Consider the following 9,435-nt stretch of genomic DNA (forward strand, 5'->3'; position numbering starts at 1 on the left):
TGAATCGCCCCGTGTTTGCCAGAGACTCAATAACTTGAGAAACTGGAACTATGAAAAAATCAAATCGCTATACATCAGAATTTCGTGAACGTGCAATTAGGCTTGTTACCACACAACAGCATGAATACCCTTCTCTTTGGGCTGCGCTAGTATCGATTTCAGATAAACTGGGATGTACCCCAGAAACACTTAGAGCATGGGTCAAGAAATCTCAAGCTCAACCGTCTAAACCCTCTTCTAATACGCAATCAACTGAAGAACGCCTTGCCGTCTTAGAGCGCGAGAATAAAGAGCTCAAGCGAACGAATGATATCCTGAGGCAAGCTGCCGCTTTTTTCGCCCAAGCGGAGCTCGACCGCAAACAGAAGTAATAGTGGATTTTATTGATGCTTGCAGAGAGCATTACGGTGTCGAGTCAATTTGCAAGGAATTGCCGATTGCACCATCAACGTATTATTCTCATAAACAGATACAAAGAGAGCCTGAGCGACTGTCTAACCGCAAAAAGCGTGATGCTGAGCTGATAATACTCATTCGCGAAGTGTGGGAGGATAATATGTCAGTTTATGGTGCAAGAAAAATATGGAAGCAGCTACAGCTTGACGACCATCAAGTCGCCCGCTGTACAGTCGAACGATTGATGCGAGTTATGGGAATTCAAGGTGTTCGTCGGGGTAAAGCACATAAGACAACGATACCTGACGAGCAACAAGATAAGCCACTTGATTTAGTTAATCGTCAATTTACTGCTGAGCAGCCAAATCAACTTTGGGTAGCTGACATCACCTATGTTGCCACATGGAGTGGGTTTGTTTATGTCGCTTTCGTGATAGATGTTTTTTCACGATACATTGTAGGTTGGCGTGTATCAACGACAATGCACACAGAGCTTATTCTTGATGCGTTAGAGCAAGCTATTTGGCATCGTGGCAACCCCGAAGGGTTAATTCACCACAGCGACAGAGGCAGCCAATATTTGTCTATACGATACACTGAGCGACTTGCTGAAGCTGGAATTCAAGCGTCTGTAGGCAGTGTGGGTGACTCTTATGACAATGCATTGGCTGAAACAATAAATGGATTATTTAAAACAGAGATTATTCGCAGAAATGGCCCGTGGAAGAATGTTGATGCTGTTGAATACGCAACGTTAGAGTGGGTCAATTGGTTTAATAATCAACGCTTATTATCTTCAATTGGGTATATTTCACCAGCTCAATATGAAACAGACTACTATGATAATTTAAACGAGTCAGGTAAAGTGGCCTGACTTAAACAAACTGGTCTCCGATGAACTCGGGGCGATTCATAATACTAAAATGACACAGATTTCTAAACACTACCAAATTAGTTGGGAAAACACATCACAATGTAATTAAGCTGAAACTAATTTTCGAATAGGATTCTTTCTACAAATTCTATTTATGAGATTAGCTTTAATTTTTCGAATCTACCTTTATCTTTACGCAGCCCTTAACTTATTATCTTTTACACCCATAGATTTTATCTAGTCATCAATTTATTATCAAACGCTCAAGCGACTTATCAGTTTCACTAAAAACGCTATTCCAATATTTAATGTGTGTATCTACATCAAAAACAGTAAAGTCGTTCTGTCTGGGATTCTCCATAAGGTAAACCTGCTATAAATTCTTTTGATGGGAGATCATCGCAACGCTATCGTAATTTTTGTGGTGTTACTTTTTTTTTATCTAAGCGCCCTGCTTTTTAAATTTAAATTAAAATATAAAATTAAGTCGGCCTTATTAATTTTAAATAAAAACGAATTTAGTTTAGCACCTCATTGCATTATACATTTAACATGCAAACAATGACTTGCTTTGCTAATAAACTATTTATTATGCGTGCGGTAATTTTATTTAACTTTACACAAATAAAAAGGGCTATGCGCCCTTTTTATTTTTTATGATTATATAATTAATTAGTTTGTGTATTAATAATGTGTCTGTGCGTTTAGTGTGTATTTAACTTAAATAGTGTTCGTTGAGCTAATTAAAATATGAAACCAAGCAGCTAATAGCCCACCTATTAATGGGCCAATTACCGGCACCCATGAGTAACTCCAATTACTATCCGTTTTTCCTTTTATTGGTAATAACGAATGAACAATGCGCGGGCCTAAATCGCGAGCTGGATTTATCGCGTATCCTGTGGTTCCACCTAAAGAAAGCCCTATTCCCCAAACTACAAATGCAACAGGAATGGCACCAATTGATCCTAAACCTATTTTTACACCAGAGCCGTCGGAAATTTCAGCCGAAGAAAAATAAAATACACAAATGAGTAAAACAAATGTGCCTATTACTTCACTAAGTACATTCCTAAATGTGTTTTGTATTGCTGGAGATGTACAAAATACTGCTCGTTTCAAAAGCGGATCGTCGGTGGCATCAAAGTGATCTTTGTATATTGCATACACTAATGAAGCGCCGATCATAGCGCCTATAAACTCAGCAACAATATAGCTTGGTACCTCAGACCAGGGGAATGACCCTGCTACGGCTAAACCCAATGTAACCGCAGGGTTTAGGTGCGCACCACTGTATTGGCCGGCAACAACAACGCCGATAAAAACACCAAATGCCCAAGCTGTAGTGATTGTCATCCAACCGCCACCATGGCCCAATGTTTTTTTGAGTATGTCGTTAGCAACAACCCCACCACCAATTAAAATTAGTAATGCTGTGCCAACTATTTCAGCTAAGAAAGGTGACATTTTAATATTCCTTATTAGTGATAAAAACCGTCCATAACTATGTATTTATCAGACAAGCCCAAATATTTATAATATTTGGTTTACATCATCATAAATACGTATTTTATATTTAACGTTAAGTCTGTTTTAGTTTTTAATAACGTATATTAAAAAACTTAATCAGATAATTTTTACCATTTATTCTTGCAAGCAATCTTCGCTTTGAACTTTTTTGACTGAATTACACCAACCAGCATACAATTCATCTCGTTTTACTTTAGTCATATCGGGTACGAATCGTTTATCGCAATTCCAGTTTGTAGCTAATGACTCAAGTGATGGGAAAACACCCGCTTTTAGACCTGCTAAATAGGCGACGCCTAATACAGTTGTTTCACTTATGCTAGAACGATCAACTTCTGCACCTAACACATCAGACAAAAACTGCATAAGCCAGCTATTTTTTACCATACCGCCATCAACTCTCAGTACCTGAGGACGCACCCCATCTGACTCCATAGATTTTTGAAGATCTTTAGTTTGAAAACAGACTGATTGTAATCCAGCGGTTACAATCTCTTTAATACCGGTGTCTCTGGTTAAACCAAAAATAGCGCCCCGCGCATTAGCATCCCAATAAGGTGCACCTAATCCAGTAAACGCTGGTACCATATAAATACCGTGGTCTAAAGGGGTATTACACGCAAGTGATTCAGTTTCATCTGCTTTTTCGATTAGCTGTAAACCGTCTCTAAGCCATTGAATTGCCGCACCTGCAACAAAAATGCTACCTTCAAGCGCATAGGTTGGTTTACCATTTAGTCTGTAAGCTACTGTACTTAAAAGCCTATTTTCAGATTCAAGGACTTTATCGCCAGTGTTAACCATCATAAAGCACCCTGTTCCATAGGTACTTTTTGCCATGCCGGGTTGAAAGCATGTTTGCCCAAATAGTGCAGCCTGTTGATCGCCGGCCATAGCTAAAATAGGAACTTCGTAACCTAAATATGCTTGCTCTGCTACGCCAAAGTCATCAGATGAGTCCATAACCTCGGGTAACATGTGTTTAGGTATATTGAAAAGTTCAAGTAATTCTGGATCCCACTCTTGGGTGTGAATATTAAACAACATAGTACGTGATGCGTTTGTGGCGTCGGTGCGGTGCTCTTTTCCACCTGTTAATTTCCACAATAGATACGTATCAACAGTACCAAAGATTAAATCGCCATTTTCTGCCTTTTCTATAGCGCCTTCGCAGTTATCCAAAATCCAATTTATTTTTGTTGCAGAAAAATAAGGGTCGATTAAAAGCCCTGTCTTTTTGCTAACCATTTTTTCTTTGCCAGCTTTTTTTAAACTATTACAAAACTCTGACGTACGTCTATCTTGCCAAACAATCGCGTTATAAACAGGCTCGCCTGTTTTTTTGTCCCACACAATGGTTGTTTCACGTTGGTTAGTAATACCAATTGCAATCACTTTATCTTGTTGTGGGTCAATGTGCTTCATTACCGCTTCAGTCGTTTGTTTAACAGAATGCCAAATATCATCTGTTTTATGCTCTACGTAGCCGGCTTTAGGAAAGTGTTGCTCGAACTCTTGTTGTTCTAAGTAAGCAATATTACCTTTTAAGTCGAATAGTACACTTCTAGAACTAGTTGTGCCTTGATCTATTGAAAGAATGTATTTATTCATTGTTTTTTTCACTTCTACTTTCGATTATTTTCGTTTTTTACTATTACATGGATTTATCGGTACATACAACTAAAATACGTCCTTAATATATAATTATTTATATGTAATTTTCATTCATTTGTTTTTAATCTATAATTTGCCGATAGCTTATTCTCAAATGTGAAGCACATGACTCAAGATCAGAGACACGAATCCATACTAAAATTATTAAAAGAAAGAGGTTCAATTTCTATAGAAGAATTGGTAAGTCATTATAAGGTTACGCCGCAAACTATCAGACGCGATCTCACATATTTAGCCAATATAAATAAATTAAGGCGCCACCATGGCGGTGCTAGTGCAATTTCAAGTATTGAAAATACCGCGTATCAAACCCGAAAAATTATGGACTTAGAAGCTAAGCAAAAAATAGCTGACCACATCGTTAGTATGATACCCAATGGCTCTTCACTTTTTATAAACATAGGCACCACAACAGAGACTATCGCGAAAGCATTACTTAATCATGAAAATTTAAAAGTGGTTACTAATAACCTAAATGTTGCGGCTATATTAGGCGTTAAAAAAGACTTTACCGTGCTTATTGCAGGCGGTGAGGTTAGACACAGAGACGGCGGCATTATTGGTGAAACAACAGAAGACTTTATTAATCAATTTCGTATGGATTTTGGCATTATTGGCATCAGTGGTATAGAAGAAAATGGCGCGTTACTTGATTTTGACTATCGAGAAGTACGTGTAGCACAGGCAATTATTAAAAATTCACGTAACGTTCTACTGGCCGCCGACCATTCTAAATTTGGTCGATATGCAATGGTGAGATTGGGTAATATTACACAAGCCAATAATTTCATTACTGATGCGCAGCCACCTGAAAGTATACTTACTTTACTAAAAGAGCACGATGTAACACTGCATTTAGCCCATTAAAATAAACAGCATAGGGATGTTTAAAGCTGTATTTATACTCGTTTATGGGGATATAGCAGACAGTACAGTGTAAAAATTATTAATCATAACTTTATATTGCAATTTTTACTCTGCCATAGCGCAATTTTCAAGGTGCTATAATCCATCTTTTTTTATGTCGTTGGCATTATTAAGATACCTTTCTTTTTTTTCTAAATACGCTAGCTCAAGCTAGAACGTACTAATTTTTCAAAATTTAAATTACAACCACTGCAAAAGTTTGATTTTCATTTATGTATTTTAATGTTTGCAAATGTTCGTTATTAAGTGTTATTTTTATTAAAGGGAAAATTTGTACCATGTTTATTTTCAGCCTATAAATATTTTTACCTGCTATCCTACGTTAGATGTTGAATACCTACCCCGTGACAATAATTTTTAGTCTTGGGATTGTATTAATAAATAGGCAAGGTTTGATATTTCGCAATGCAAGTAAAACGCCCTAAATATTTAAAAATTACACCTTAGAGCCCTTTAGGCCTTATATAGTTAATTAAGCTTCTTAAAATAGGTAATCCAATAGATGAGTCAACTCAGAGACAACAATATTAAAAAGCTTCCTCAAGATGTCTATGATGTTTTGATTATTGGAGGAGGTATTAACGGTGCAGTTTCTGCTGCAGCACTAGCGGCTAAAGGTGCTAAAGTTGCGTTGATAGACAAAGGTGATTTTGCTGGTTTTACAAGTTCAAACTCATCTAATTTAGCATGGGGTGGTATAAAGTACTTAGAAGGCCATGAATATAATCTAGTTAACAAACTTTGTAAAAGTAGAAACCATTTAATGCGTAGTTACCCTTCTACTGTTAAAGAAATTCGTTTTTTTACAAGTATTCAAAAAGGCTTTAGGTTTCCTGCATTATTTGTTTATTTAGGGACTATTCTCTATTGGTTTATGGGCCGTTTTTTTACAAAATCTCCTCAATACCTTACTACAAAAAAAATTAAGTCTTTGGAGCCTGTTGTTGATACAAAAAATGTTGAGGCCGGGTTTGAATATTCAGATAGCTTTTTATTAGATAACGATGCGCGTTTTGTTTTTAATTTTATTCGCTCCAGTATGAGTCATGGCTGTATTGCAGCTAACTATGTTAGTTCACAAGGCTCAACGCGCGCTGATGGCGTTTGGACTACAAAAGCGGTAGATGAAATATCTAACGAACAATTTAACATTCGTTCTAAGGTTATCATTAATGCTGCGGGTCCGTTTGTTGATCCGCTTAATGACGTTAATAACCAAACAACGGCTCATCATCATGTTTTTTCAAAAGGTATTCACCTAATTGTTGATAAAATTACGAATAGCCATAAGGTGTTAACTTTTTTTGCTGACGATGGACGATTGTTTTTTGTGATCCCCATGGGGCCTAAAACTTGTATTGGTACAACCGATACACAAGTTCATAGTCCATACTCAGAAGTGACTGATGAAGACAGAAATTTTGTTCTAGGTAACGCAAATAAGCTACTGGATTTAGAAAAAGAACTGACTAAAGATGACATTATTGCCGAGCGTTGCGGTGTTAGGCCTTTAGCTATTAAAAAAGACGGTAATGGCCAAGCTGATTGGGTACAGCTATCGCGCAAACACGCAATAGATACGAATAAGGATAAACAATACCTGTCTATTTTTGGCGGTAAATTAACTGATTGTATTAATGTTGGCGATGAAGTAGCTGATTTGGTTACAAGCCTAGGCATTAACCTGCCACATAAAGACTACAAATGGTACGGCGAGCCTGACGACACCGTTAAAAATGAGTTTTTGCATCGTGCAAAATTAATGAACTTAGATGGTTTAACACCTATTACATCAACTGAGCCGCTTAGTAAACGGTTTTGGAGGCGCTACGGTAGAAATAGCATTAACATGCTTGAAAAAATTCGCGAAGTACCTGAAAAAGCAGAACTTCTTATTAAACACTCTGAATACTTACGTGTAGAAATAGAGCATGCTGCCGAGCGAGAAATGATAACTAAACTCAGTGACTTTTTGCGCCGCCGGTCTAAGATTTCATTGGTTGTTAGAACGCAGGATATTCTTAACGATCCTGGTTTGCAGGAGGTTTGCCAAATCTTATTTGGTAAAGAAAATGCTCAAAGCAAACTCCAAGAGTATATTGATGAAATATCAAAATAGCATTTTATAACTATCAGGCGCTTTACAGTATATTGGCTACCAGTGCAGTTAATCAATTGTTCTGGTATCCAATAGTTTAGCGACTAAATTGTAATTTAGCCTATTAATAATAAGTTCTAGTTTTTAATTTTTTATCGAAATCTTCAGCTAGCTTTTCAGTTTCGCTAAAAACGGTATTCCAATATTTTATACGTGTGTCTGCATCAAGTTTAGTAAAGTCACTCCTGTCTGGAATTTTTCCGTAAGGCAACCCTGCTACAAACTTTTTTGAAGGTGAAATCATCACAACATTATCGTAATTTTGCGGTGCAACTTTACGTTTTAAACTTTTGTCAAACCAGCCTGCTTTTGGTTCGCTATTAAAATGTGGATATAAAATTAAGCCAGGGTTATTAATTTTTAAGTCAAAATGGTAGTCAATGATCCCGCCATCGCGATACATGCCTTGTGGTGAGCCTGCAATATTTTTTACCCCTTGCATAACAAGCGGTATTGAGCCCGATGCAAGTAAGGCATCTTTTAAATTTGTTTGGCTAAGTGGTATGTTTTGGGTTTTAAAATTATAACTGTCGGTTATTGATAAGTTGCTGTTTGGCGCGCCAAAAATAAATCGCTCGTACTGCGAGCCTAATAATTTTCGGTTAACCCGATTAAGCATATAGCTTTTTGATAAACCTAAAAGTTGAATTAATTTATTTTCACTAGCAATAAAGCCATTCGATTTTGCCACTATAAAATGCGCTTTAAAAATAGGATTATTTAAAATTTCGGTTACGCCGTGCTCCCCAAATACATCATCTAATAATGCGCGGGCTTTTAGTGTAATTTCAGCAGGTGTTGGTTTATTACTCGTGTAACGGGTTTGCGAATATGATTTTGCTAAACGCTCAATGGCAGCAACCGGATCGTTTTGTGCAAAACATGCAGAACGAAAAGCACCCGCTGATGACCCAATTAAATTAAGCGGTTGGGTGCGGTTTTTAAAAAACTCACCAAAAATATATTTGTCTAAGCCAAATAATGTAAACCATTTAGGCCCGCCACTTGCCCCTAAAAAAGAGGTAAATAACTCGGGTTTAAAGCCCTGCTCGTTAATAATTTTTGCTGCTGTTTTACCTGCGTGAATGTCGATCATTAAATCAGTTTACCTTATTATTCTTATATTTTAGTGCTGTTCACATAACCCAAAATTGAATAATTATGCAAAATTAAAAAGCGGTTTTATGTTGCCATAAAACCGCTTTTTATCGTTAAAATTGCTAAAAATACGGGAATCAATCCCAAATGCCACTTTCGCATTTACCCTGTACTTTTACGTCTTTTACTTTAAATTCGGGCTCTATGCCTTTTTCTCTTTGTGTGTTGTAGTCGCGATTAACAGACAGAATAGTCGGCGTGAGCAATATAATAGCGATAACGTTAACCACTGTCATTAACCCTAATGCTATATCGGCTAAATCCCAGACTTCTTTTAGAGACGCAGATGCGCCCCACAGCATCATTGATAAATAAAGTAATGTATAAATTGTGCGCCCTACTTTGTTATCGAGCTTAAATAAATACAGGTTACTTTCGGCATAAGCATAGTTGGCCACTACCGAGGTAAAAGCAAATAAGGTTATGGCTGNTGCCGCAACAAAGTACACACCGCCTTGTGCTAAATGTGCGGTCATGGCGCTTTGGGTTAAACGTATGCCTTCCATTTCGCCGCTTATATCTACATCGGCCAATAAAATAACTACCGCGGTACAGCTACAAAGCACAATTGTATCGAAAAACACGCCAAGCATTTGTATATACCCTTGTGTAACTGGATGATTAGGCATTGGGCTAGCACTTGCTGCAGCGTGCGGCACACTACCTGCGCCGGCTTCGTTAGAATATAATCCGCGTTGTATACCGTTTTTAATGGCAG

The 9,435-nt window shown here is 37.4% G+C and carries 7 protein-coding genes, 1 pseudogene and 1 other annotated feature; of the genes and pseudogenes, 3 read left to right on the forward strand and 5 right to left on the reverse strand.

Annotation, left to right across the window (positions count from 1 at the left end):
- Positions 1-50 precede the first annotated feature (50 nt).
- Positions 51-1,270 (forward strand): IS3 family transposase gene (locus tag L650_RS0121520; protein ID WP_223230517.1). Its coding sequence is split into 2 segments (ribosomal slippage): positions 51-339 and positions 339-1,270, totalling 1,221 coding nucleotides; the frame shifts between segments, so codons are not numbered across the junction.
- Positions 329-445 (forward strand) — a sequence feature (AL1L pseudoknot). (Overlaps the previous gene by 117 nt.)
- Positions 1,271-1,503: 233 nt before the next feature.
- On the opposite strand, the pseudogene L650_RS24875 reads toward L650_RS0121520, so the two are convergent.
- The 3 genes and pseudogenes from L650_RS24875 to glpK form a co-directional block, all read right to left on the reverse strand.
- Positions 1,504-1,783, reverse strand: a pseudogene (locus tag L650_RS24875) (patatin-like phospholipase family protein); the annotation flags it as partial.
- 207 nt (positions 1,784-1,990) lie between these two features.
- Positions 1,991-2,737, reverse strand: coding sequence for an MIP/aquaporin family protein (locus L650_RS0121535; RefSeq protein WP_004586312.1), 747 nt, complete (start codon positions 2,735-2,737; stop codon positions 1,991-1,993).
- Between the two features lie 177 nt (positions 2,738-2,914).
- On the reverse strand, positions 2,915-4,411 hold the full coding sequence (glpK, locus tag L650_RS0121540; RefSeq protein WP_029774359.1) for a glycerol kinase GlpK: 1,497 nt from the start codon (positions 4,409-4,411) through the stop codon (positions 2,915-2,917).
- A 168-nt stretch (positions 4,412-4,579) separates the two neighbouring features.
- Between glpK and L650_RS0121545 the strand changes: the two genes are divergently transcribed.
- Together L650_RS0121545 and L650_RS0121555 are read left to right on the forward strand one after the other, a co-directional pair.
- Entirely contained in the window at positions 4,580-5,341 is a 762-nt protein-coding gene (locus tag L650_RS0121545) for a DeoR/GlpR family transcriptional regulator (RefSeq protein WP_004586314.1), read from the forward strand.
- A 562-nt stretch (positions 5,342-5,903) separates the two neighbouring features.
- The gene (locus tag L650_RS0121555; protein ID WP_004586315.1) at positions 5,904-7,520 is read left to right on the forward strand and encodes a glycerol-3-phosphate dehydrogenase/oxidase; all 1,617 of its coding nucleotides are present in this window, start codon (positions 5,904-5,906) and stop codon (positions 7,518-7,520) included.
- A gap of 103 nt (positions 7,521-7,623) precedes the next feature.
- Here the strand turns inward: L650_RS0121555 and L650_RS0121560 are convergent, their stop codons facing one another.
- Positions 7,624-8,655, reverse strand: a complete 1,032-nt coding sequence (locus L650_RS0121560) for a patatin-like phospholipase family protein (protein WP_029774360.1) — start codon at positions 8,653-8,655, stop codon at positions 7,624-7,626.
- 139 nt (positions 8,656-8,794) lie between these two features.
- On the reverse strand, positions 8,795-9,435 hold a 641-nt coding region (locus L650_RS0121565; protein ID WP_029774361.1), incomplete at its 5' end, for an alanine:cation symporter family protein.

Origin of the sequence: Pseudoalteromonas sp. TB51 (assembly GCF_000498055.1) — a bacterium.
Taxonomy (GTDB): domain Bacteria; phylum Pseudomonadota; class Gammaproteobacteria; order Enterobacterales; family Alteromonadaceae; genus Pseudoalteromonas; species Pseudoalteromonas atlantica.